18 protein-coding genes are annotated in these 25,323 nt (G+C 41.3%); 3 read left to right on the top strand and 15 right to left on the bottom strand.

Features of this window, described 5'->3' with window-relative positions:
• Window positions 1–159: 159 nt before the first annotated feature.
• The gene (locus RMX89_RS12580) at window positions 160–2,601 is read right to left on the bottom strand and encodes a dynamin-like GTPase family protein (protein WP_322689169.1); all 2,442 of its coding nucleotides are present in this window, start codon (window positions 2,599–2,601) and stop codon (window positions 160–162) included.
• A gap of 346 nt (window positions 2,602–2,947) precedes the next feature.
• On the opposite strand from RMX89_RS12580, the gene RMX89_RS12575 reads away from it, so the two are divergent.
• Window positions 2,948–5,881 (top strand): hypothetical protein, encoded by a 2,934-nt coding sequence (locus RMX89_RS12575; protein WP_322689168.1) that lies wholly within the window; start codon window positions 2,948–2,950, stop codon window positions 5,879–5,881.
• A 186-nt stretch (window positions 5,882–6,067) separates the two neighbouring features.
• On the opposite strand, the gene RMX89_RS12570 is transcribed toward RMX89_RS12575, so the two are convergent.
• The 3 genes from RMX89_RS12570 to RMX89_RS12560 form a co-directional block, all read right to left on the bottom strand.
• On the bottom strand, window positions 6,068–7,051 hold the full coding sequence (locus tag RMX89_RS12570) for a polysaccharide deacetylase family protein (RefSeq protein ID WP_322682357.1): 984 nt from the start codon (window positions 7,049–7,051) through the stop codon (window positions 6,068–6,070).
• 466 nt (window positions 7,052–7,517) lie between these two features.
• Window positions 7,518–8,402, bottom strand: a complete 885-nt coding sequence (locus tag RMX89_RS12565) for an aspartoacylase (RefSeq protein WP_322689167.1) — start codon at window positions 8,400–8,402, stop codon at window positions 7,518–7,520.
• Window positions 8,399–9,454 (bottom strand): glutathione S-transferase family protein, encoded by a 1,056-nt coding sequence (locus RMX89_RS12560; RefSeq protein ID WP_322689166.1) that lies wholly within the window; start codon window positions 9,452–9,454, stop codon window positions 8,399–8,401. Before RMX89_RS12560 ends, RMX89_RS12565 begins: the two co-directional genes overlap by 4 nt.
• A 109-nt stretch (window positions 9,455–9,563) precedes the next feature.
• Between RMX89_RS12560 and RMX89_RS12555 the strand changes: the two genes are divergently transcribed.
• Complete coding sequence (locus RMX89_RS12555; RefSeq protein ID WP_322689165.1) at window positions 9,564–10,550, top strand: D-glycerate dehydrogenase; 987 nt, start codon at window positions 9,564–9,566, stop codon at window positions 10,548–10,550.
• An 87-nt stretch (window positions 10,551–10,637) separates the two neighbouring features.
• On the opposite strand, the gene RMX89_RS12550 is transcribed toward RMX89_RS12555, so the two are convergent.
• The 8 genes from RMX89_RS12550 to kdpB all read right to left on the bottom strand — a co-directional run bounded on the left by RMX89_RS12550 (window position 10,638) and on the right by kdpB (window position 21,184).
• Entirely contained in the window at window positions 10,638–12,404 is a 1,767-nt protein-coding gene (locus tag RMX89_RS12550) for an iron uptake porin (RefSeq protein ID WP_322689164.1), read from the bottom strand.
• A 580-nt stretch (window positions 12,405–12,984) separates the two neighbouring features.
• A complete protein-coding gene (gene pabB / locus RMX89_RS12545) occupies window positions 12,985–15,168 on the bottom strand; it encodes an aminodeoxychorismate synthase component I (protein ID WP_322689163.1) in 2,184 nt (727 codons plus the stop codon).
• A 175-nt stretch (window positions 15,169–15,343) separates the two neighbouring features.
• Window positions 15,344–16,804, bottom strand: a complete 1,461-nt coding sequence (locus tag RMX89_RS12540; protein WP_322689162.1) for a hypothetical protein — start codon at window positions 16,802–16,804, stop codon at window positions 15,344–15,346.
• Window positions 16,805–16,939: 135 nt separating this feature from the next.
• The gene (locus RMX89_RS12535) at window positions 16,940–17,338 is read right to left on the bottom strand and encodes a hypothetical protein (protein ID WP_322674636.1); all 399 of its coding nucleotides are present in this window, start codon (window positions 17,336–17,338) and stop codon (window positions 16,940–16,942) included.
• A gap of 122 nt (window positions 17,339–17,460) precedes the next feature.
• A complete protein-coding gene (locus RMX89_RS12530; protein WP_322689161.1) occupies window positions 17,461–17,826 on the bottom strand; it encodes a TrkA C-terminal domain-containing protein in 366 nt (121 codons plus the stop codon).
• Between the two features lie 302 nt (window positions 17,827–18,128).
• A complete protein-coding gene (kdpC, locus tag RMX89_RS12525) occupies window positions 18,129–18,767 on the bottom strand; it encodes a K(+)-transporting ATPase subunit C (RefSeq protein ID WP_322689160.1) in 639 nt (212 codons plus the stop codon).
• Window positions 18,767–19,036, bottom strand: a complete 270-nt coding sequence (locus RMX89_RS12520; protein ID WP_322689159.1) for a potassium-transporting ATPase subunit F — start codon at window positions 19,034–19,036, stop codon at window positions 18,767–18,769. Before RMX89_RS12520 ends, kdpC begins: the two co-directional genes overlap by 1 nt.
• Window positions 19,037–19,042: 6 nt before the next feature.
• Complete coding sequence (gene kdpB / locus RMX89_RS12515; protein WP_322689158.1) at window positions 19,043–21,184, bottom strand: potassium-transporting ATPase subunit KdpB; 2,142 nt, start codon at window positions 21,182–21,184, stop codon at window positions 19,043–19,045.
• A gap of 31 nt (window positions 21,185–21,215) precedes the next feature.
• Here kdpB and RMX89_RS12510 point away from each other — a divergent pair, with 31 nt between their 5' ends.
• The gene (locus RMX89_RS12510; RefSeq protein WP_322689157.1) at window positions 21,216–21,608 is read left to right on the top strand and encodes a hypothetical protein; all 393 of its coding nucleotides are present in this window, start codon (window positions 21,216–21,218) and stop codon (window positions 21,606–21,608) included.
• Here RMX89_RS12510 and kdpA read toward each other — a convergent pair.
• From kdpA to RMX89_RS12495, 3 genes are all read right to left on the bottom strand, one after another.
• Window positions 21,561–23,306, bottom strand: coding sequence for a potassium-transporting ATPase subunit KdpA (gene kdpA, locus RMX89_RS12505; RefSeq protein WP_322689156.1), 1,746 nt, complete (start codon window positions 23,304–23,306; stop codon window positions 21,561–21,563). The genes RMX89_RS12510 and kdpA overlap by 48 nt on opposite strands.
• Before the next feature lie 510 nt (window positions 23,307–23,816).
• A complete protein-coding gene (locus RMX89_RS12500) occupies window positions 23,817–24,368 on the bottom strand; it encodes a hypothetical protein (protein WP_322689155.1) in 552 nt (183 codons plus the stop codon).
• Window positions 24,369–24,477: 109 nt separating this feature from the next.
• Window positions 24,478–25,323 (bottom strand): ADP-ribosylglycohydrolase family protein, encoded by an 846-nt coding sequence (locus tag RMX89_RS12495; RefSeq protein WP_322689154.1) that lies wholly within the window; start codon window positions 25,321–25,323, stop codon window positions 24,478–24,480.

The raw sequence follows: 25,323 nt of genomic DNA, 5'->3' as shown, positions 1-25,323 counted from the left end.
TTTTACGAAGCCGGGGATCTGGATACCGCGAATTTTCAAAAATTAAATAGGATTGCGATATGTATAGCACAAGCCTTGGTGGTTAGGACATCAACAGACGATAAAACTTAGACACAAAAAGGCTTTTCACCCAGTCGTCCCCAGTCCCTTGCTATAAAATTAAACCTTTTGTACCATATCTGAAATCACAAATCCATTATTAGCGAACTTAGCATCAGTAGCAAATGAATCACCAATGACAGGCAAAAGACGATCGTATAATTGCATCGCCTGTAAACAACTATTAATATTAGAAACTGCCGAATTATATCCTGCAATATTTTCTTCAACAATATTCAACAAGCGGCGATTATTTGCAATTTTTTCTTCGGCTTCTTGTTCTAATATTTTCTCTAAATAAGCACGTGCCTGTGGGTATTGTTGCAAAATTTCATCTGCTTGCTGTTCTGCCATTGGCAATAACTGACTTTTCAGGGTTTGATTAATGGTTTGACGGAAAGATTTGCGAATAGTTTGGGAAACTTTTGGTTCAAAATCTAACTTCAACAATTGCCTAATGGCTGGTTCTGCTTCCACGATACTTTCAGCGTCATAACCTTGAGAAGTTTGTGATAAAGTTTGGCGAAATTGATATATAGAAAAAGTGCCTTCATCGTAAAATCTAGGACTTTCTCGTACAAAGCGATCGCACTCCACACTAGCTGCACTAAATAATGCTTGAGCAACTCCTTTTTCTAAAATTCTGATCTCTTGTTCAATACCACCATCATTATCTAATAAACGATATAGTTGGCGATAATATTCTGACTTGCGAATCTTTTCAATCAACCGCTGAAAATAATTTGCAACTATTTGCTGAGAAGATTCAACCAAAATATCTTCTAATTGATTTGCTAAGTAATAAAATGCCTCTACTAAAATAGCAATTAAAGGTGCAGTAGCATTGCGAGGATGGCTGATGGTTGCACGTTGATAAGCAGAAGCTACCGAAAAAGTATCTAGCAATTCATCTAAGCGGCGAATCATTCGTGATTGCAATTGCTTAAAATCTGCTTCAAAAGCATCACAAGAATTATTAATTACATGGTTAACTTCTTCTTTGATATGCTCGCTAAATTCTCTCCCAATTTGTTGTAGTTGTTGATTTAGGTGTTGCAACTCTTGCGCCTTCATCGTCTCAATTTCTTGGGGCTGACTATCTAAATCGCGTTGGACACTCTGATAATGTTTTTTGAGCTTAATACAAACATCTTCCAAATCATCAGCAAGATTTTTAAATAATTGGGGACGCTTTTCTTCGGTAAGATAACGAGTAATAGCTGTGCGAAATTCTTCAGTTCCACTATCTTGAATTAGCTTTTCAATCAATTCATTTCCCCAATCTCCCAGAATCCGCACATAATTTTGATTTGGAGTTTCAAAGCCGTTCACAGAAACACGGAATTTACTGGAAGATAACTTTCCTGAATTGACACAGTAGTTGTTAAACGCATAGACAAATTGTGGAGTTTCTTCTTTACCATCTAAACCTTTAATACTTTCTGCAAAAACAGAATCTAAACCAAATCTATCTTGTGGACTTGTTTGTTTAATCTGACTGCCATAAAATCCTAATAATCCACTGGTTTTATAAACCTTCCTAAAATTGGCAAATTGCCCACTAATTAAATCGTCTAATCGTTGCCGTAGCTGAGTATTATACCAAGTTTCATCGATCCGGTTGAAGACATAGAAAACGCGATCGCGTACTCCCCCATTCTCTCGCATTAATTCTAAAAGTTCTGTTTCTTCTTTTGTCATCTCACCCGCCGAAGCAGGTTTTAGCACACACACCACCGCCGAAGTATCAGGATGTTGAATTTTGGCATAAGTTAGTTGAGCGTCTTTCTCTACTGGCGCATCGATGCCAGGTGTGTCAATAATGACATTGCCATCTTGTAGTAAAGGATGATTACAGTAATATTCTATCCGCTTCAATACGGCACTATTACTACCACGACGCGCATATCCAGCAGCTTCCTTGAGATTGGAAAAGTTAAATTGCTCCATTGAATATGTAGCATTAGTTACCGTGCTGATGCGATCGCTATTTGCGATATATCCCTCTAGCAACAACATTAACGCCTTCGCCTGTTTTGCACGTTCTGATTGACTCTCACCACCTTCGTGTTGAATAATCGCTTCAGAACCTTGACGTAGCAAGTTAATTACCTCAGCTTGGTTGATATTAGCTACTGTTTTAAATCCTAGTTGCTGACACAAAGAAACTGCTTGTTCTCGAATTTCTGCTTCACTTAAAAACGTCAAAACAACACGTTCTTTATCTACTTCTGCATACTCGATTTTGCATTCTGTACCTGTAGCGTGTCCCTCTGCACTGTAGAGTAATTCCCTTTCTAAGAGTGCATTGATTAGCATTGATTTTCCAGCACTAAACGCACCCGCAAATACAATTTCAAACTTAGGAGAAATCGCTTTACTTAAAGAAGTTCGTACAGGTGTAATATCTTGGGAACGTAGCGTTGGTTCTTGTTGTAATAGTTGTAATATAGATTCAACCTGCTCTTTTAAATTTTTGCACTGAAGCGGCATATCTGACATATTTAGTATCCTGACAATATTTATGTATATATTAGTAAAATTTAATGTTCTACTGGTTCAGTAAAATTCCTGAGAATCTCACTGTGCTTGAGCTGCTGGATATTACTAGGACTGACGCACTGTACAAATTAATGAGCGATTATTCTACAAACCCAAAGCCTACCTGGTTGTGGAAGTAGCGGTCAATTTGCAGTTTTTAATAGTGCGCCCAGTCTCACCACATCAGATTTTGTTGTGCAAGTGTCGGGGCATACATCTATACCCCTCTACTTAGAACATGGAACTTCAAGCGTAGAATTTTAAAGCCCACTCCTTGACTAACAACAAATAAACACAGGAGAAAATCATGGCTAATTCATCATTCAACCTGCTTAACCTCTCTGACCTGAATGGCACTAATGGCTTTATAATTAACGGCATTACAGCAGATGACCAGCTAGGCTCCTCAGTCAGCAATGCGGGGGACATCAACGGTGATGGTATTGACGACCTGATTATTGGGGCACCTTCTGCCGAACCCAACGGTATCGTTGCTGCTGGGCAAAGCTATGTAGTGTTTGGGCGAACCAATGTGGGAAGTGGCGGTAGCCTCAACCTCTCTGATTTGAATGGCAGTAATGGCTTTTTCATTAACGGCATTGCAGGAGAAGACGCATCAGGTTTCTCAGTCAGCAATGCGGGGGACATCAACGGTGATGGTATTGACGACCTGATTATTGGGGCACCTTCTGCCGAACCCAACGGTATCGTTGCTGCTGGGCAAAGCTATGTAGTGTTTGGGCGAACCAATGTGGGAAGTGGCGGTAGCCTCAACCTCTCTGATTTGAATGGCAGTAATGGCTTTTTCATTAACGGCATTGCAGGAGAAGACGCATCAGGTTTCTCAGTCAGCAATGCGGGGGACATCAACGGTGATGGTATTGACGACCTGATTATTGGGGCAGGTGGTGCCGACCCCAACGGCAAACAAAGTGCTGGGCAAAGCTATGTAGTTTTTGGGGGGACGAATCTGGGTAGTGGCGGCACCCTCAACCTCTCTTCTTTAGATGGCACTAATGGCTTTATAATTAACGGCATTGCAGCAGATGACTTCTCAGGTTTCTCAGTCAGCAATGCGGGCGACATCAACAACGATGGCATTGACGACCTGATTATTGGAGCATATCGTGCCGACCCCAACAGCATTGATAATGCTGGGCAAAGCTATGTAGTTTTTGGGGGGACGAATCTGGGCAGTGGCGGCACCTTCAACCTCTCTTCTTTGGATGGCACTAATGGCTTTTTGATTAACGGCATTGCAGCAGGTGACGTTTTAGGCAACTCAGTCAGCAATGCGGGAGACATCAACAACGATGGCGTTGAGGACCTGATTATTGGCGCAAGTCGTGCCAACCGCAACGGCGAATATATTGTTGGGCAAAGCTATGTAGTGTTTGGGGGAACGAATCTCGGCAGTGGCGGTACCTTCAACCTCTCTTCTTTGGATGGCACTAATGGCTTTTTGATTAACGGCATTGCAGCAGGTGACGTTTTAGGCAACTCAGTCAGCAATGCGGGGGACATCAATGGTGATGGCGTTGACGACCTGATTATTGGGGCAGCAGAAAATGGCTACTCCGAGGCTAATTCTGGTGCTGGGAAAAGTTATGTAGTGTTTGGGGGGACGAATCTGGGCAGTGGCGGCACCTTCAACCTCTCTTCTTTGGATGGCACTAATGGCTTTTTAATTAACGGCTTTTCTGATATTGCCGGATTAGGTAACTCAGTCAGCAATGCAGGAGACATCAACAATGATGGCATTGACGACTTGATTATTGGGGCAGAAGGTGGTGTGGCTGAGGATGCTGCGAAAAGTTATGTGGTGTTTGGAGGAACGAATCTGGGTAGAGGCGGCATCCTCAACCTCTCTTCTTTGGATGGCACTAATGGCTTTTTAATTCAAGCTAATATTCAGTTTCCATACTACTCACTCAGCAAAGCGGGGGACATCAACAACGATGGCGTTGACGACCTGATTATTGGAGAATCTAATGCCATCGCCAACGGCAACTCTGGTGCTGGGCAAAGCTATGTAGTGTTTGGGGGGACGAATCTGGGTAGTAGCGGCACCCTTAACCCTGACCTGAATGGCACTAATGGCTTTATAATTAACGGCATTGCAGCATATGACTCTTCAGGCGGCTCAGTTAGCAATGCGGGGGACATCAACAACGATGGCATTGACGACCTGATTATTGGGGCAGATGGTGCCGACGCCAACGGCAACTCTGGTGCTGGGCAAAGCTATGTGGTGTTTGGGGGAACGAATATAAACAGTGATGATTTCCTTAATAAGACGTTAACTCCTGGTGATAATACCTTGACGGGCAACAGCCGTCAAGATACATTTGTATTTCGCCCTGGCGATGGTAATGACACCATCACCGATTTTGGTGGCGTTGGTAAAGGTACAAATCCAACAGCAGCAGCGATCGCCTCCTTAGACACCTTGCAATTTACAGGTTCGGGTTTAACTGCCCAAAATCTGCAATTAACTCAAAATGCTAACAACTTAGAAGTTACCTTTGAAAATGTGGCATCTACCAAAGTCACTCTGCAAAACTTCAAATTAGAAAGCCTCGATAATCTGCCTGCTTCTGGAGCAACACCTGCGATTGGCAATATCCTATTTGATGGGCAAACCAACATCACCGACAGCTTTGATGTCTTCAATGCCAACTCTACTCAAACTAGCTTGTTTAACAAAAACACAGTCACATTCCTCAATGACCTGAATAACAACATCACAGGTTTTGAAAACTCCAACGATGTGATTAATGCTCAAGGAGGTAATGACATTATCTATGGCTTGAGTGGTAACGATCTATTGCGAAGCGGTGATGGCAATGATACTTTCGTCGGTGGTGCTGGCAATGATACTCTTGTCGGTGGTGCTGGCGCCGACTCTTTTGTTTACAACACTGATCCAGTTTTTGGCCTGACTGCTGTTGATGTAGATGCCATTAGTGACTTTAACAATTCCCAAGGCGATCGGATTGTCCTAGATAAAACTACCTTTAGTGCAATCGCTTCAACTGCTGGAACAGGTTTTAGTAACAAGAGTGATTTTCAAATCATTTCTAATGGGGAAACTAGCACGGCGAAAATTATTTACGATGCTTTTCGTGGAGAGTTATTTTATAACCAAAATGGCAGTGCGGCTGGTTTTGGTAGTGGCGGTCTATTTGCAACTGTTACTGGTGCGCTAACTCTGAGTGCATTAGATTTTGTTATGCAATAGATGCTATTTTCAGGTAAATATACCATGTGGTAGGGGCACAGCAATACTCATTGCAACTTAGGGCCAAAGCCTAAAACTAGCTTTTAGCTAAAGTTGACACCAATGAGCAATGCTGCATCCCTACGACAACTGAATTCTGACTTCTGAGTTCTGAATTCTTTTAATATAATCGCATAGATGATATTTTTACCTCTTTTGAGGCACTAATATAGTTAGTTTCGGCGCATTGGCTGCAAATTTAGCGTGTTGTCCAACAGTCAAAACATTAAATTGACTGGATATCATTTCTAAACTTTTGTTCACTATTGCCAGCTTTTTGTAAGTAGGAACACTCATACCAGGAAAGAATGAGAGTTCTGGTACATCTTCTTGACTTACAAAGTCTGTAGGATGAAGTAGCAAAGAAGGCTGGACGCGTGTAACTTTACACAGCCACAGAGCAATTCGCAGGTAGAGTAACGCCACTTCCGAAGAAAATGTACTCAGAAACATTATGTAACTGAAGTGAATTGGCACTTTAAAAATTGGCATGGTAGTAACAGGAATCTCAGTCAGTTTATCCTTATCTAGTTTCCACTGGTAAGGTTTTAGAGGCTGCAAACCCTCTTTAAAACCGCCAAACAGCGCTTCCCGTTTTTTACGTTCTTCCTTGCTCAATTTACAAGTTATTAAATAATATGCTCGTGCTATGGGCCCCAAAAATGTAGGAAAAGTCGAAGCATCATATTCGTATCCCCGTCGTGCTAAAACTTTCAATACTGCTGGAGAAAAACTGTATCCTGGCCCCCGGAAGCCAATAGGATGCTGATGAGTGACGCGCTTGATATGTTCTTCGGCAAGTGCCACCTCTTCTTCAATTTCATTCTCTGAATACAGATGTAGCCAAGGATCGTGATAGAATGAATGGTTACCAACTTCGTGACCGGCGCTAGCGATCGCTTGTATTGCTTTAGTATTCTTTTCTAGGGCTGCATCCTGACCGACAATGAATACTGTGATTGTCAAATCCCATTGCTTGAGAATATCTAAGAAACGAGGTACTGCGATATCCAAGTAAGAAGGATAAGTCTGCCAACCCGGAGCGCCCTGATTTTTTAAATAAGACCAAATATTATCTAAATCTAAAGAAAGACTGGCTATTGGTTTGTTTCTTTTTTGCTTAATTTTCATTATGAGTTCAAGTATTTAGACTTTAAAGCGTAAATTATATTGTTAAATTTAAATTTTCTCAGTAAAGTTCCATAGTTCAACTCAGGGCTGAGTTTAGAATAAACCTCAAGCCTGAATGTTTGCATTTCCTCCTTTTTAAAACAAAGAGTTACTTTCAAAGCAGTATTTCATAGACATTGCCTAGATTAGTGGGTTAGATTTATATTTGCTTTTCTAAAAAATATTACCGATGAATTAGATAATAGTTTCTCAACGCTCCTTTGATATCGATTTTATCAAACCTTTTGACAACTTTTTACCCCGATCCTTAATTACCGATCGTTAATATATTATAACTAAGATATATATACTTACATAAATAATTTTTAGTAATTGCGCTAGATATATGAAGTTATTAATAATTTTGATCTTCAATTTTTATCATCGCTTCGATCAAAAGCAATTATCCAAAAACTTTATCCACATCTTAGATGTTGATTTGCTGCCTCTGGGTTAAACACATGGCAATTCCCTTTTCGTAGTAAGCTGCCTCATTAATAAAAATTGGCCAAACAGTAGATCCTCCCTCATAAACAATTGTTTTATCGTCAAAAGTTATAAAAATTGGATCTCCTGGGTTCAAAGCTTGATAATCCTTATCTTGAAGCTCTGGATGAATCATTCCAAAGATTGTACCATCCGGTTTTTTTGGGTAGTCTACAACTGATAAATGGTCATAGAGAATCAAGGTTTCATTATTTGATGGAATTTTATCCTGGTTAAACTGTTCTAGGTAGTCCAGAAGGGCGCAAACAAGTTCCTCTGTTTGTTGGAACAGTGTTGCTTTTAAAACTCCTTGGGCAATTGGGCCAACCTCGAATGCAAAGCCTAATTCGCACAGAGAATTTACAAATGGGTTTTCTGCAATTGATTTAAAAGAACAGCGATAAACCTTAACTAAAGGATTAATTTTGCTTAGATAAGCAGCCAATTTTAAATTTAAAGGATGACTGTTATCAAGAATAATTGTCAGACCCATATTAGCTGTACTGCTGTGCAAGTCTAAAATGAAATCTGCTTGTTTATCCTTATTTGATACTAAGGTATCCTGAATTAATTTAGCTTGCAAATCTTCGTAACTATTTAGAGTTGGATCTTCTAAATCTTGCTTGAGAAAACAGCGATTTAAATCTTTCTCAACATATCGTCTCCCGGTGGCAAAAGCATTGGGATTTGCTAACAGGGTGACTGTCTCAAAACTCGGTCTAGTAATTAAATCGGGAAACTGAGCAAATTTCTGGATTAGGTAGGCTCCTGTAAACTCATTGCCATGAGTTCCACCGACAATTGCAACTCGATTAATCTGGTTCATGAAGCATTTACCTTGCCAATGCGATCGCGATCGTGTGGTTGATTAAGATAAGACATATCAGGGCCATTGGGAATAATTCCGCCGGGGTTGAGTGGGAATAGGTTTCCGTAGTAGTCCCGCTTCACGCTTTCTACGTCACAAGTATCAGCCACACCCGGAAGCTGATACAAGTCACGTAGATAAGCTCCGAGATTCTGATAGTCTCGAATTCGCTGCCGATTGCATTTAAACAGCCCATAGTAGGCACTATCAAACCGAAATAATGTCGTAAATAACCGCACATCTGCAAGTGTCAGATGTTCACCGCAGAGATAGCGATTAGTCTGCAATGCAATCTCAATCTCATCAAGAGTTGCGAACAGTTCATTACAGGCTTGATTGTATGCTTCTTGACTTTGGGCAAAGCCACAGCGATATACACCGTTATTTACTGTGTGATAAATCTTTTCATTCCACCAGTCAATTTTCTCTTTAAGTTCTTCTGGGTAAAGATTTAGCGTCGGATTGTCGGCAAATTCGTTAAACTCAGAGTTCAGCATGACGATAATCTCTGAACTCTCATTATTGACGATCGCTTTTGTTTGGTTATCCCATAATACTGGTACTGTAGAGCGTCCACTGTAGCCCGGTTCTGCCTTTTGATAAAATTCAGCCAGTGTGCGACAACCTTCAACTTCATCGTTGAATATCCAACCGCCTTCAATGGGCGAAGGAGAGACGATACATACTGATATTACCGCTTCGAGTTTTTTGAGCGATCGCACAACCAAAGTTCGATGCGCCCAAGGACAGCCCAGCCCAACATAGAGTTTGTAGCGCCCCGTTGCTGGTGGGTGTGGATTCCCTGATTCTGTACCGATGAACTTGCGAAACTGGCTATTAGGACGAATATATGCTCCCGACTGATTGCGAGGAGCAAGATTTGACATCATTATCTGCCACATAGTCGTCCAAACAAACTTTCCTACCCAGATAATCAGCTTGGGAGGAAGCGACTTACCTTTCTTCTTGGGGAGCTTTTTCTCGTCATCCATTGGAGTTGAGTTAGTCATAAATTGGTACTACAGCACCACGGATAAACATCTATATTCAGGGTAGACTAAGCAAAGACAAAATGAACCAGTAATATATCTCTTTGAGGAGATAAAAGGTTCAAGAATTATGCTTCAAGCTAAAGTCTTCGTCACTCGTCGCCTACCCATCGAATTAGAGCAACTGCGATCGCTCGCGATGGTGGAAGTTTGGCCAGAACGTCAACCCCCTCCCTACGAAATTTTACTAGAAAAAGTTAAGGAAATAGATGGTTTATTATGTCTGCTGACTGACCAAATCGATCGCCAACTCATCGAGTCTGGGAAACTCAAAGTCATCAGTCAAATGGCGGTGGGTTACGATAACATTGATATTGCCGCCGCTACGGCACGAAAAATTCCCGTCGGTAATACTCCTGGGGTGTTAACTGATGCTACCGCAGATTTCGCCTGGGCATTACTAATGGCAGCTGCACGGCGAATAGTGGAGGCAGATCGATTTACTCGTGCAGGTTTGTGGCAGACTTGGGAACCAGATTTGTTATTGGGGCCAAATGTTACGGGCGCTACCTTGGGGATTGTTGGTTTTGGGCGGATTGGACAAGCAGTTGCTCGTCGTGCCAAAGGGTTTGAAATGCAGATATTGTATACGAGTAGGCAACGATGCAGCCCAGAGTTAGAACAATCTTTAGGTGTGGAGTTTGCTACGTTAGAACACTTACTGCAAGAGTCGGATTTCGTAACACTGCATACACCATCGGCTGATGATACTTATCATTTAATTAGCGATCGCCAATTTGAATTGATGAAGCGATCGGCTATTTTGATTAACACGGCGCGGGGAACGATTGTAGATCCAGATTCTCTGTATCGCGCCCTTGCAAGCGGTCAAATCGCGGCTGCGGCTGTCGATGTCACTGAACCCGAACCGATTCCCAGCGATAGCCTGTTGTTAACCTTAGAAAATTTAATTATTGCACCGCATATTGGCAGCGCCAGCCGTCAAACGCGCTCAAAAATGGCTTCAATGGCGATCGCTAATTTAATCGCAGGATTAAGGGGCGATCGCTTGGCTAATTGTGTCAATCCTGAAATTTATAATTCACGCCTGATATGAATTATGAACGCCCTCAATCTAATACCGTAAGGCGGAAGTTCAAAGGGACGCATAGTTATGCGTCCCTAAAGCAAATTGCGTAAACCTTTAGAAGGTGAAAGTTGTTCTCAGCGTACCGATAATTGCATCATCGTTGTTGCTGTTTTGACCAGGAGAGGTCAACCAGATTACGCCAGGGGTGATTGAGATATTATCTGACACGCGATACTTGTAAAAGCCTTCAAAGTGATAAGGTATATCATTACCAGTACCAGCAAAAACTCCGCCTCGGTTACGGGCATAAGGTTCTGCACCAGCAAAAATCCCTAAAACGTTACCCTTTTTACCGAGGTCAGGTAAGGCCACTCCAAGACCGTAACTCCAAGCTTGATAATCATCACCAGCGCCAAAGCCTGTGATATCGTGGTAAGAAACGAAGCCACTGACTGACAGTTTGTCGCTGGGTCTAAAAGCTGCTTCTATACCGTAAGAATTACTGGAAGATCCGTTTAAGGTAGTTAGGGTGTTAGCTTGATTAGTACCTACAACGCGGATAGTACTACCCAAACCACCACCTAGATCGAATAAATTACCACTTCCAGCACCATGATAACCGTGAACGTAGGTAGCAGCTATAGATAAGCGATCGCCAACACTAAAGTTCAATTGTCCCAAGGCTGCATAGTTACCCTCTAATAAACCTTGATTTGCCACGGAATTAGCAGCATTTGATGCCAAGTAGCCGATAGTCAGCGAACTTGGTTTGAAAAAACTGCCACCCTTACCAAAGGGTAAAGTCAGTGCCGCACCTGCACCGCCACCAATGCGATAAATCGGACTTTCAGAAGCAAAGGTAGACAAAGCACCATTACCGCCATCATAGTCTTCAAAGTAAGGGTTATTAGTGGCAACATAATCGCTATGAATACCTCCGGTGCCCGCAAAGTAGACTTGGGCTGGACCTATGGGTACGTAATACGCCAGCCAGTCGATAATCACACTGTTGTTACCAGTGGCGCCGATTTGAAAAGTTTGTATACCTTCAGAAGTATTGATTCCAACACCATCATTTCCTACTTGTGTAAAGGATAGTGCATTACCGGCTGCAAGACGGGTGTGTAAAACGTCTTTACCCGTGAAGCTGGTTTGCAAGTCTAAACGTACCCGATCTTGGAAGACAGTATTATTCGCATCGCCAGTGTTATTGCCAAAAATATCACTAACAGCAAAAATAGCTTCACCCACCAATTTTGTGGTAGTGGAAAACTGATTAGCTTCAAGTTCCGCAGTCCGTGCTTCTAGAGAATCTACTCGACCGCGTAGAGTTGCCAGTTCTGCTGAGAATTCCTCCTGCAAACGCTGGAGAGTCGCCAAATCCTGTTTTGTCACCAAGTCAGCTGTTGCTGTGGCAATTAGTTCATTAACTCGATCTAAACAAGCATTCAAACCTGCGGCAAACTCATAACGAGTCAGTGCCCGATTGCCTCGGTAAGTAGAATTTGGGTATCCAGCAATACAACCGTAGCGCTCAACCAAGGATTGCAAAGCTTGGAATGCCCAATCAGTCGGTTGTACATCAGAAAATTGAGAAACTGATGTGACTTGAGACAATGAATTCTGGTTCTTGCCTTCGTTGTTGTAGCGATTAACCTCTTCTAAAACCTTATTTTCATCAGCCTTTTGGGCAAGCAATTGCTGATTAACTTTTGGTTGCTCTGTTTGAATGAATATTGATGAAGCACTAGCAGCTATTGGCTTTGTATCTTCAGAAGAACTTGCTACTTCGGCAGCAGCTATAGCCTTAGCGGAAACCAACACCGTCACTCCCAAAACTACTGGACTTAGTACCAGAGTTTTCCACAATAGATGAGACATTTTTATTTTCCTTTCCCAAAAAATAGCCAAAATCAGTTGGTTCAAGAAAAAGAGAATAAGTGATTATTCTACTTGTTCGGAATCTTATCAGATTGTTGTTAATTAAGCTATATATCTAAGAAATTTTTTACAGATAAGGAATCGTCACGTTTGGCAAATAAGCCATTTGCCAAAGGTTGAGTTGATCGGGTAAGTTCGCTCGATTTTGTGCTATTTATGGGCTTTAGCTTCTTGTTTTTAATCCCGATCTGCGGTAGTTACTTTTTGTCTTTAAATTCATTCCTCAATCAAGAAAGTGTATTTATATATGAGGTTTTGATGACAAATTAGTAATTATTGATTATTAATTATTTTGAACCTCCAACCTGCTGAAGTCAGATAAATCAATACTGTTCAGTTAAGCCTCAAATCTTTAGTAAAGACACAAAATTTTACTTCTTACAGCTGCACTAACGCGTCTTTACAGTTTGAAAATCAGTATCAAAAATCTTTACCAACGGCAAATAATCTTTAATAGTAGCCAGTTTTGTGTTGGGATAGCGACCCCAAAGACATCTCAATGCTTGATTAAGCCCCTAATTTAGGCAGATAATTTTTCATAACTATCGGCAGTTGTTGCTTCTAATCCCAAAATGGGATACATTTCTGGTTCAGATGTTCCGTGCATCGTCAGAAGCAGAGCGTCGATTAAGGCTTTGGCTTTAAGCAGCGTTTCCTGAAACTCCATCTCTGGCTCAGAAAGGGCTATAATTCCGCCACCAATACCAATGGAGGTTTGACTGGGAGTCAAAACAGCAGTCCGAATCACAATATTTAAATCGGCTGAACCATTCAACCCCAAAAAGCCGATCGCACCTGAATAGATTCCCCGCGCCTCTTGTTCTAAGCGATCGATAATTTGCATGGTGCGGATTTTCGGCGCACCAGTCATCGATCCTCCGGGAAATGCAGCTTGCACGCAATCCACCGCTTGTAAATCCGAACGTAATCGCCCGCGTATCGTTGTTACCAACTGATGTACTGTTGAGTATGTTTCCACATCCATTAATTTTGGGACGTGGATGCTACCAACTTCACAAACTCGTCCTAAATCATTGCGTAACAGATCGACAATCATCAGATTTTCAGCTCGGTCTTTTTCGCTGTTGCGTAGCTTCTCACGGAGGACGAAATCGGCTTCGGGGGTTTCTCCTCGTGGTAGGGTTCCCTTGATGGGTTTAGTTTCTACCCAACCTTGGCGATCGATCCGTAAAAACCTTTCTGGAGATGAGCAGGCGATCGCAATTTCACCAAAGCGTAAAAATGCAGAATAAGGAGCCGGATTGATTTTACGTAATGTGCGATAGAACGTCAATGGATCGGGGGTTGCATCGGTATGCAGCTGATTAGTCAGGCAAACTTGATAAGTTTCCCCTTCGTGAATTTCGTCTAAGCATTGCTGAATATCTTGAATGTAATTTTGGTAAGTGCGACTCAAACGGAACTTAACTGGCTGATAAGTGTCTTGGGGTACAAGAGAAAAAAGAGGATCTAGAGTTTCGAGTTGTTGTTGAATAGTATCAAACCAAGTTTCTACCTGCTCTGTTTGTCCTTTTTTGATTAATTGCAGCAAATAAATACACTGTTCTTGATGATCGATCGCAATCATGCGATCGGCAAGTAAGAAAATTGCATCAGGTAATGATGAAGAATGCACCAATGACGATCCACACTCCGCCTTAAGTTCATAGCCAAAATAGCCCACAAATCCACAGTTAAAATCAAAAGGTAACTCATCAGATTGACAAGATCGACAGTCTATTTCTCGCTTCAAATACTCAAAAATACTTTCGGTGTGACGAGTTACGGTATCTGACTGGGTGACGATGATTTCTTGCGTTTCGGTATTATATCGTACCAATAGACTGTTAACCCCGCTTCCATCACCCATAAATGAAAAGCGAGATAGACCAAATTCCACACGGCTGCTATCTAACCAAAAAGCATTGGAGGCATTCTCAAACAACTGCACAAATATTTGTTCTGTATTTGGGCAGATATCTAACTTGCGCGTATACAATTCAAATTTTTCTTTCTGTTCTTCTCTACGAGACGCTGCGCGAAGGCAGGGTTTATCTACAGTAGGAGTAACAGATCCATATCGAATCCGATACTGTTTTTCTGGACTTATTGACGATTTCTCTGTAAATTGCTGCGTAATATCTCGAAAGTTTTCTAATAATCTTTGCCCATATTCTGTACAGATAGACTCTGGGTGAAACTGCACACCCCAAAAAGGTAAATGCCGATGACGCAATCCCATCACCAATCCTTCTTCAGTCCAAGCAATTTTTTCTAAACATTCAGGTAGTTCATCAGCAACTAATAATGAATGATAACGCACCACAGAAAACTGATTAGGAATACCTTGAAATAATTCTGAATTATTATGATAAATTTTACTGAGTCTGCCGTGTCGAACTTCCGGTGCATGAATTACTCTGCCACCATATAGGTAGCCAAGTCCTTGATGCCCCAAACAAACTCCCAGCAAGGGCACATCCACATTCTCAATTATCTGTCGGCAGACTCCAAAATCTTCTGACCTTTCTGGACGACCGGGGCCAGGTGAAATCACAATGTTGTCAAATGCAATTTCTTTCAATTCATCCCAGTTAAGGCGATCGTTATAAATTACTAGAGGTAGTTCCCCATTTACCTCGGCAATCATCTGGTAAAGATTAAATGTATAAGAGTCATAGTTATCAATAATTAGCGTTTGCATACATAGTTACTTAACTAGCACATATAGCAATCCTAAATCATTCGTGAAAAATTAGATCCCCGACTTCTTGAAGAAGCCGGGGATCTGGCTTAAGTTCTATAGGCACATCTTCAAAAAGAAAGGGTTTCAGAAAACTTTACTGGATGAATGATGGCTTGTTTGCCAAAGGTCACATTTATACAAGAATTTCGCTCGATTTTGTGCCATTTCTAGACTTTACCTTCTTGTTTTTAACCCTGATTTGTGGTAGGTCTTTTTTGTCTTTATAAAAGTAACAGATTTCTACTAGAGTTGGCCATATTTCTAGAGAGCCGTGAAATTGGCTAATAACATCATCGATAATTCTGGAAACATTTTGCTGAAAAAAGTCTGGTTCAAATCCATAAAATACTCTCGATAAATTCTCAGCAAATAATTGAAGTGACAGTTTACGTTCTTCATTCTGGGTAGAGATTGAGGCTTTGACTACCTGCTTGTGGATAGCAGAGATTTTTTCCAAGATTTCCTCAGAATCTTGTAAAGTGACTTCGCCTGAGTAATCAAACTTGATTCCCAAATCGTCAAGATGATAAACACTGTTTTTAATCTTCTTTTTCAGCAAGCTACATATTTCTTCATTAAATAGTTCGCTAGCTAGAGGATTACGCATATAGTTATTTCTAATATGGTTTTGGACAGCATCAACGTGTGCAGCTGCAATCCCTTCTTGCTGTATCCAAATCCTGTAGATATAATCCTCAAATCTGAGCCGAGTTGGAAAAAAGGGTGGTAAACCTAGCTGATTATCATATCCAGCGACTCCACAATCCATTCGCCAGTTTTTGTTAGTAATCACGGGTCGAAAATTGGTAAGAATATAAAAATCATTTAGGTCATTGGGACTAATTTGGTTTTCATCATTGAGATACATGTGAATAAAATCAAGGGTATCAATATCATTAGTTCCTGTGCGAAAAGTTTGGGCAATCTTAACGATCGCATTATTCAAGACTCTCCCCTGTTGTAATAAAAGGCTGTTTTCTCGAAAGTAACCTTTAGTTGTATTGGTTTCTAAATCCATTGCTGTATCAAGTACCAATTCTCCAGCCTCGAAGTTTTCTGGTACATGACTGGCTTTTTGACCTAAAACATCACCAAAAGCCGTGAGTAAGTCAAAAGATTTATGAACGAAGCCACCTTGTTGATTAGATTTAATTAATTTTCCTCGGCATATTTCATCACCAGATAAAGATTCTGGGCTAGTTTCAATTAATGCATCTGGACGCATATCGTCATCTGCACTAACCATTAAATGTCCAAGGGTATACATGAGTGTGAAGTTGCGATTTCCGCCATAACTAGGTCGGAATAAGTTTTTGACTAGTGATTCTAGCTTGCGATCGCGCAGTCTTTCGTTTAAAAATGTAATAAATTGCTCTTTCTGTTGTGGCCCAACATAAAACACATCATTGACTGTCTTAGTCTGCTCTAAAAGTGGATAATATTTCTCGTGATTGGCAATGCTAGAATCGTCAAAAACGATAATTTTTAAAGCATGACCATTTGCCCAGAAATTCTCATCATACTTTTCGATGGTCTGTGCTACATCTCTCAGTCTATGAGTCGGAATAACAAATACTGTTTCTTTTTGTTTCATAAAATTTGTTTGGGTTTTTCAAATGAACTTTCTAACCTTTAAACAAAGTTTTAAAATTTTCAGGCTAACTGCTTCCAGAATATCTGCCACTGCAAATTTGCATACTGGAGATTAGCAGCATAGGTATAAATTCACCTATTTAGGGCTGTAGTCAGAACAATTGAGTGCTTGTTTCGTTAGAGCAGTGGTAGGATGTACTGCACACTTTAGAAAATAGTTATTGTTAAAAAATTGGCATTTTTTACAGTTATGTTGCTCTAAATCTTTAATGCTTACTATTTCATCTTTATCTGGCGCCGCATTTTCTGGGGGATCTTCTAGTGCTTTGCAGACAGATGAAACTAGAAAAACAACAATTGCCCAAACAATCATAAAGGAAATGTGAGCCAAAAACACTGCTACAAAGGGAATGTCTCCGTCATGTGGTTTTGTGTCACTATGTGTTGCTTTAGACAGGTTAGCTTCAATCAGGGTGGACTGATGAACATTTTTGTGGGCGGATACATAAAGTCGGAAAAGCTCCGAAGTATGCATATTAATAACCTTTAGTTAGTCGAACTCAGATTCAGTAAAGTTAAGGAGGCAAAAATATATTTTCTTCTTCATGTCGTCAGATCAAACTGTTTTCTACTTTTCTTCAGTAAATGTCCATCTGTCTAATAATATGTGGAATTGAAAGTACTTGATAGGTCTAGGTAATCTGAATTAACAGATTGACTGTCTGTTAGTCGAGCTTCCAATAAGCAACTGTTGAGGGAATAGTAAACAGAATGAATTTTTTTAAGAGTCACTTTGAGAGCGGGAACCATCATCGGATGGGTTGCTATTGCTAAAATGTAATCTCCGGCGAAAATACTAGGATTATCTGTTACTGAAATAACTTGAGTTTCTCTTAAAACTCCTAAAAAAATGCATTTACTCGGTAATTTAATATCACTTAAATGAATGCCACAGTAAACGCTATTATCTTCGATAAAAACACCAAACAGGCTTGGTTCTAAAGTTTTTTTAGTTTTTAGCACAAAATGTTTTTTAACTCTAATAGTATTGTCCAATACTTTACGAGGAAAATCTGCTGTTGCAGAGATATATTTTGAAGATATATAAAATGTATTAAATAAATAGAGTATGTGTTTATTAATTAGCTAACCAGGTATATGTTTAGAGATATAGGTTTCATATATACCTAAAAAAATTAGATTCTCGACTTATTAAATTAAGCCGAGAATCTAACATTTAGATTTGAAGTAATCATTAAGGATTACTATAGATAACTATTTTGAATAGAAGGCATAGCAAGAATCAGCAGCACTCTCTCAAGCCTTTATGCCTTAATCTTATCTAGGGCTAAATTAAGCTTCAACACATTAACTCCAGGTTCGCCAAAGATGCCGAGAAAGCGGCCGTCGGTGTTTTGGAAAATTAAAGTTTCGAGTTGGTTCGGTTGAACTCCTCGCGCCTTGGCTACTCGTGCAACTTGCGCGATCGCAGCTTCCGGGGTAATATGCGGGTCAAGGCTGGAACCAGAGGTGTAAACTAAATCCCCAGTCGGCTGCACACCTGCTTTTTTCAAACGATTGAAGTCACCTTCAACTTTTTTGCTGGGGTCTGGGTCATCTTTACCTTTAATGCGTTCCATTAATGCGGGATTACTGGGAGCCAAGTTACTAGCGCCAGAAACCCCAGTTCTCAAAACTCCCGCATCGTCCTTTTTGGGATCGGCTGTGCTGTAGCTGGTGGTACTGGGACGGCTGTTAAAATAGCGATCGCTACTAAAAGGTTGACCAATCAAAGCAGAACCGACAACTTGACCGGCGCTATTTTTCAGTAGACTACCGTTTGCTTGAAAGGGAAACGCAATCTGCCCAATGGCAATCATCGCAAAAGGATAAATAATCGCTCCAATAACCCAGAGTACTAAGGTAGAACGAACGGCTCTACCGGCTTCGCGTGCAAAACTCATTAGAATTTCTCCGGTACAAACATTACAAAAAATAAATAGATGGAAAGCCCTAGTGTCACCAGTCCTAACAATCCCAATCCCCAAGATTGACTGCGAGAAAGTTGTTCATTAGTAGCGGCATAGACTACAGGTGCAACCACTAGGTTGAAACACATCGCCAAGAACAAATACAGTGGCAGCTTTTGCCTACGCCATTGACACCAGATTTCAGTTATTTCTTCTAATACTTGGGATGCAAGAATAGTGCGGCGGATCTGAATAAGTTTCATAGTAAATTAAGACAAAGGTAGGATAATATCTATCAGTTTGATGGCAATGAAAGGAGCAATGATACCGCCAAGACCAAAGATGAAGATGTTGCGACGCAGCAGTTGATCTGCTGTTAAAGGTAAGAACTTCACCCCTTTGAGTGCTAGCGGAATTAATGCCGGAATAATCAAAGCATTGTAAATCAGCGCCGAGACGATCGCAGATTGGGCACTCTTTAATCCCATAATATTCAGTGCGCCAATTCCAGCCGCCGCAAAGATTGTGGGAATGATCGCAAAATACTTGGCAATATCGTTAGCGATGGAGAATGTTGTCAACGCCCCACGAGTAATTAGTAACTGTTTACCTATGGTTACTAAGTCAATTAACTTCGTGGGGTCTGAGTCTAAGTCCACCATGTTAGCAGCTTCTTTGGCAGCTTGCGTCCCCGAATTCATCGCCACACCCACATTTGCTTGAGCCAAAGCAGGTGCATCGTTCGTACCATCCCCAGTCATTGCCACCAGTTTACCCTCAGATTGTTCCGAGCGAATCACCTCAATTTTGTCTTCTGGAGTTGCTTCGGCAATGAAATCATCCACCCCAGCTTCCTCGGCAATCACCGAAGCGGTAATTCGATTGTCACCTGTGAGCATGATCGTGCGAACACCCATGCGGCGGAGTTGGTCAAATCGTTCCCGTAAACCAGGTTTGACAATATCTTTCAGGTAGATGACACCATAAATTTTGTCATCTTGGCAAACAGCTAAGGGTGTACCGCCTAATCGGGAAACTCGCTCATAAGCTGCATCTATATCATCAGGAACGTTACCGCCACGGGAACGGACAAATCCTTTAATGGCATCCACTGCACCTTTGCGAATTTGTTTGCCATCGGGTAGATTCGTACCACTCATCCGGGTTTTTGCGGAAAATTCTACACCTTCGGCTTTATCAATATTAAAGTCTACCCCAGCCTGAGATTTTTCTGCTAAAATCACAATCGATTTGCCCTCTGGCGTTTCGTCAAACAAGCTAGCAGCTAGGGAGACTCGCGCCACATCTATTATTGAGTGATTATCCAAGGGAATAAACTCGTCAGCCATCCGGTTCCCCAAGGTGATCGTGCCTGTCTTATCTAGTACCAAGGTGTTGATGTCACCGCAAGCTTCTACTGCTCGGCCAGAGGTTGCAATAACGTTAAATTGAGCAACCCGATCCATCCCGGCAATACCGATCGCACTGAGTAAACCACCGATAGTTGTGGGAATTAATGCTACCAGTAGCGATATTAAAATAGCAACGCTAGCACCCGCCCGCAAACTGTTTCCCGCCTCAACTCCAAAGGCTGTGCTGATAAAGCTAGCGATGTAACCGACAAATGGGGGCATTGTCGCCACCACAATTAAGAACACTTGCGTTAACACTGCCAACAATACCGTCAAAGCAATCTCATTGGGAGTCTTGCTGCGTTCTGCTCCTTCTACCAAGGCAATCATGCGATCGATAAAGCCTTGTCCGGGATCGGCAGTAATGCGAATTGTCAACTCATCGGAGAGTAGGCGTGTACCGCCTGTCACCGAACTGGCAATATCTGTACCTGGTTGCTTCAGCACCGGGGCAGATTCCCCAGTGATTGCCGACTCATCCACCGATCCAATACCTTTAATGACATCACCATCGGCGGGAATCATATTATTGGCAACCACTTTTACCAAATCGCCCCGTCGCAGTTCTGTAGAATTGACTTTTACTATCGAACCATCGGGGAGGATTTTATTAGCGATCGTATCCGATCGCGTCGATCTTAATGAATCAGCTTGTGCTTTACCGCGTCCTTCAGCTACAGCTTCGGCAAAGTTGGCAAAAACGAGGGTGAAAAAGAGAATAAAAGTAATCAACCCGTTTAAAACGCGTTGTTGGTTAACATCTGCCTGGATTGTGCCAAACAGATTTGGGTTAAGGGTAACGAGCAAGGTGATAATTGTCCCTACCCAAACAACAAACATCACTGGGTTTCTAACAGTAATTCGCGGATCGAGCTTGACAAATGACTCACTAATTGCTCTTTGATAAAGTCCCCGCATATCTGTTTTGGGGGTATGTTTGCGCGAGTCACGAGTTCCAGACGGAATACGGGGCGAGGGAGAATCAGTAGTAATTGGCATAGATTAAATTTTGGGAATGGGGCATTGGGGATTGGGAATTGGGGATTGGGAATTGGGGATTGGGGCATGGGGCATTGGCGATGAGTCTTTGATACTCGTGGATGAGTCTTTGATACTCGTGGACGAGTCTTTGATACTCGTGGACGAGTCTTTGATACTCGTGGATGAGTCTTTAATACTCGTGGATGAGTCTTTGATACTCGTGGACAAGTCTTTGATACTCGTGGACGAGTCTTTGATACTCGTGGACGAGTCTTTGATACTCGTGGATGAGTCTTTGATACTCGTGGATGAGTCTTTGATACTCGTGGACGAGTCTTTGAGAGAGATGCTTCAAGTTCTAACTCTCCTTTACCCCTCTACCCCTCTACACTTCTTAGCCAATGCCTTTAGCGATGAAAAAGGCTTCACCAATGGGGCCTAATGCAAGTACTGGGAAAAATGTAAGTGCGCCCAGGATTAAAATCACGCCTGCGGTAACGCCTGTAAATAGTCCGGTATCGGTTCGCAATGTACCAGTGGTATAAGGAACAGCTTGCTTACGAGACATGCTATCTGCTAAAAACAGCAAACCGATGATGGGAATATAGCGTCCTGCAATTAAACTGAAGCAGGTACTCAAGTTCCACCACAAAGCGGTTAAAGTTGGTGCTGTACCTGTAGCGATCGCAAAAGGTGAAGGTTGTGAATCTCCCAAACCTTCAAAGCCAGAACCGTTGTTAGCAGCAGCGGAAGTGTATTCATAGATAACTTGAGCAAAGCCGTGGAAGCCGGGATTGCTAATTCCTGATAGCTGATCGGGAAATGCCAAGGCGATACCTGCGGGAATCATAATTGCGATCGGGTGAACTAGCAGAATTAAAAAACTAGCAAGTACAACCTCGCGCTTCTCAATCTTGCGTCCCAAAAATTCTGGTGTGCGTCCCACCATCAACCCTGTAGCGAACACAGCCAGAATCAGGTAAGCAAATAGATAAGCGGTTCCTGTACCCTGTCCACCCCAAATAATTTGCAGGAACATATTGGAAAGGGTAATAAAACCACCGTTGGGCATGAAGGAGTCATGTAAACTATTAACAGCGCCGGTCATCGTGCCTGTTGTAACTGTTGCGAACAAGGCAGATTGTGCCCAACCAAACCGCACTTCTTTACCCTCTAGATTCGGTTGCTGACTACCCAGCAGTGCATTCACAGCCGGATTGCCGTTATATTCCCCAATGGCATTGATAACGACAAATACGATGAAAAGCACACTAACCATGCCATATACTAACCAGGCTTGCTTGGTGTTATTAGCAAATAAACCGTAGGTATAAATCAGGGACGTGGGAATTGAAATCATCGCCACAATTTGAATCAAGTTTGAAAATCCGTTGGGATTTTCAAAGGGGTGTGCGGAGTTGATGGCGAAAAAGCCGCCGCCGTTTTCCCCTAATTGCTTGATAATTTCAAAATGAGCAACAGGGCCACGAGCGATCGCTTGACTAATATTCGCATCTTCCAAGGTGGGGAATACAACCGCACCCCCCAGTGTTTCAGGAACACCAGCTGCCATAAGAGCGATCGCGCCCACAATACAAATAGGCAGTAAAATTCGGGTAATCGAGCGAATTAAGTCTACATAAAAATTGCCTAACGATCTACCAGTCAATCCCCGAATAAAGGCAATCCCTACCGACAAACCAGTAGCAGCAGAAGTAAACATGTGATAACCAAGTCCCCACATTTGGCTGCCATAGCTCATGTAGGTTTCACCAGAATAGTGCTGCTGGTTAGTGTTAGTAATAAAAGAAATAGTTGTATGCAGTACTGTATCCCAAGTTGGGGCATTTATCTTGGTTGGATTTAATGGCAGCCATCCTTGATTCATAATAATCAAGAAAATCAGCAACCCCATTGCGACGTTACTGTATAGGATTGCCCGTCCATACTGCCAGCCAGTCATATTTTCTTTGGTTTTAACGCCAACCAAAGCATAAAGTACTCGCTCAACCGGATTCAAAATCGGATCGAGAAAAGTACTTTGCTCTAGGTAGACCCGCGCCATATAGCGCCCAAAAACAGGAGTAATTGCTACCACAATTAGTAGCGTTAATGCAATTTGAATCCATCCTTCTAGCATGAGTTAATCAAACTCCAACCTAAGTAAATTTGAGATAAATATCAGATATTTTCTTGTTATGCATCGGAAATATTTATGAAGTATATTGGCATACTTATTAACTTAACCAACCTATAGTTCTGGGCTTTCTCAATCAATCATGGAGCTTTTTGTTGAAGAAGACAAGGTATAAATTGATATTTAAACTAGGTTATATAAGAAATATATGTTTCTATGTATAAGAGTGTTTATCTCGATATATATCTGCAAATATAGAAGGATGGCTAAATACTAAACAAATAGCTATTTGACACTAAAACTAGCTGAGTTTTTGAGGATTACAGAAATTTTCAGCTTTCTTGACTGACTACGTAGGAAATGAGTAATAATCTTAAAAAAGTGGTTATCAACTGCAACAATACAAACAAAACCATGATTTACGCGCAATTCGTCAAGAAGCTTAATTTATCAAACCACTTTCTCTACGAGATGCTACGCTTTGCTTCTTTAAATATTTTCCAAAACACCAAATTATCCTAAATATGGATATTTGGTAATATTACATTTTAATAATTGCATCCAATATTTTGTAGCGTTTTTTTGAGTTATTTCTATATCGCGCAAATTATGACCTTTGCCTACATTTAACATATAATATGTTAGTTGTAGAGATATAAACAAATAACTTAAACCCAAAGGTTTTAAATGTTGCAAAAACAGGTGATATATAAATTGAAGTTTCTGTCTATGGCGAAAATGTATCCACCATTTTGTTTGATGTTCGGCTATATTTTTTTGTAGACCTAATATAGTCTCAATCTCTATAAATTTATCTTTTACTTGATTATAAAATTTTATTTCTTTTTCAATTTCTCCAGCCTTGTATGATAAATCAGCATCGTCAGATAACTGATAGGCTTCACTAATTAAATGACCAAGATTTTCTGCTTTTTGTTGATCGTATCCAAGTTGAATATATATTTCAGTTGCTGCTTCTGCTAATTCAGCAAATTTTTCAGCATCATGTAGCCAATATATTTTTGTTTGTAGTTCTCCTAAAGTAGAAGCTAGAGTATGATTCATCAATTTGGCTTGGTTGGCTTGAAATATGCTTTCGATTATCTAACTTAAAATTAAACACTAAAATATAGCCTTTTGAGCATCTGAACTTAACTACTTTGATGTATTAGATTTAGCCGATCTTTTTACCCACCAAACTCATTAACTGCTTATCCAGTTCTATCAGGTAATCTCTACCGTAAGCTCCATTCTCTAACCCTGCGACAAGATGATTGGGAATGTCTTGAGTAATTTCCTCGCTACAAGAACCAGCAGCCAAAGCGATCGCGGCTACTGTATCCACATCCCCAGTAAAAGCGATACAATCTTGTAAAAGTTCGCTCATACTGTCATTTCGCATCACCGCAGTAATCGCTGCTCTGACACTCATCCAGCCTTTGGACTTGACTTTACCTTCCCACGGTTTATTCCACTCTCCAGATACATAACCTTCCAGAAACCGTCCTAATTTGCGTTTTGCTCCCAGTCGATAGATAAAATAATGCGACATTAAGGCACCCGCAACGGCAGCATTGATACCATCGGTTGTATTGTGGGTAATTGCCGCTTGAATTGTTGCCGCCTCAATGACTTTTTCTGGTGTGGGATAAATGCCAATGGGTGCTGCACGCATTGCTCCCCCGCTTTTGTCACTATCAGGGTTAATTTTCGTTAAAAACTCTTCCCCATCCTGAATTTCTAATAGAAAATGGTAGAATCTTCGAGCATAACCTTCTCTTCGATCGCGTTTAAAAGCTCTAACAAAACTATCGGCTAAAACTTCTGGCGTCCACGATGCTTGAGCAACAATCACTTCCGCAATGGCAATACTCATCTGGGTATCGTCGGTGTAGCTGCCAGGATTGAGTCGAAAACGCGGATGTTCAACGTATCGACTCAAATCGTTGTTAGCGATCGTTTCGTCTGCATATTCAAAACCTGCACCGTAGGCATCTGCGATCGCTAACTCTAGCAGCAT

The organism is Nostoc sp. DedSLP04 (assembly GCF_034530775.1).
Classification (GTDB): Bacteria; Cyanobacteriota; Cyanobacteriia; order Cyanobacteriales; family Nostocaceae; genus Nostoc.
The sequence above is the reverse complement of the archived record's forward strand: the minus strand, read 5'-3'. Positions and strand labels throughout refer to the sequence as shown.

What these genes read in the sequence shown, in the direction of transcription:
- RMX89_RS12500 (WP_322689155.1), bottom strand. Translation starts at nt 24,368, where the DNA reads ATGAATCATACTCTAGCTTCTACTTTAGGAGAACTACAAACAAAAATA.
- RMX89_RS12560 (WP_322689166.1), bottom strand. Translation starts at nt 9,454, where the DNA reads ATGACTAACTCAACTCCAATGGATGACGAGAAAAAGCTCCCCAAGAAG.
- RMX89_RS12570 (WP_322682357.1), bottom strand. Translation starts at nt 7,051, where the DNA reads ATGAAAATTAAGCAAAAAAGAAACAAACCAATAGCCAGTCTTTCTTTA.
- kdpC (WP_322689160.1), bottom strand. Translation starts at nt 18,767, where the DNA reads ATGAGTTTTGCACGCGAAGCCGGTAGAGCCGTTCGTTCTACCTTAGTA.
- RMX89_RS12550 (WP_322689164.1), bottom strand. Translation starts at nt 12,404, where the DNA reads ATGTCTCATCTATTGTGGAAAACTCTGGTACTAAGTCCAGTAGTTTTG.
- RMX89_RS12565 (WP_322689167.1), bottom strand. Translation starts at nt 8,402, where the DNA reads ATGAACCAGATTAATCGAGTTGCAATTGTCGGTGGAACTCATGGCAAT.
- pabB (WP_322689163.1), bottom strand. Translation starts at nt 15,168, where the DNA reads ATGCAAACGCTAATTATTGATAACTATGACTCTTATACATTTAATCTT.
- RMX89_RS12495 (WP_322689154.1), bottom strand. Translation starts at nt 25,323, where the DNA reads ATGCTGCTAGAGTTAGCGATCGCAGATGCCTACGGTGCAGGTTTTGAA.
- RMX89_RS12535 (WP_322674636.1), bottom strand. Translation starts at nt 17,338, where the DNA reads ATGCATACTTCGGAGCTTTTCCGACTTTATGTATCCGCCCACAAAAAT.
- RMX89_RS12580 (WP_322689169.1), bottom strand. Translation starts at nt 2,601, where the DNA reads ATGTCAGATATGCCGCTTCAGTGCAAAAATTTAAAAGAGCAGGTTGAA.
- RMX89_RS12555 (WP_322689165.1), top strand. Translation starts at nt 9,564, where the DNA reads ATGCTTCAAGCTAAAGTCTTCGTCACTCGTCGCCTACCCATCGAATTA.
- RMX89_RS12575 (WP_322689168.1), top strand. Translation starts at nt 2,948, where the DNA reads ATGGCTAATTCATCATTCAACCTGCTTAACCTCTCTGACCTGAATGGC.
- RMX89_RS12520 (WP_322689159.1), bottom strand. Translation starts at nt 19,036, where the DNA reads ATGAAACTTATTCAGATCCGCCGCACTATTCTTGCATCCCAAGTATTA.
- kdpA (WP_322689156.1), bottom strand. Translation starts at nt 23,306, where the DNA reads ATGCTAGAAGGATGGATTCAAATTGCATTAACGCTACTAATTGTGGTA.
- kdpB (WP_322689158.1), bottom strand. Translation starts at nt 21,184, where the DNA reads ATGCCAATTACTACTGATTCTCCCTCGCCCCGTATTCCGTCTGGAACT.
- RMX89_RS12540 (WP_322689162.1), bottom strand. Translation starts at nt 16,804, where the DNA reads ATGAAACAAAAAGAAACAGTATTTGTTATTCCGACTCATAGACTGAGA.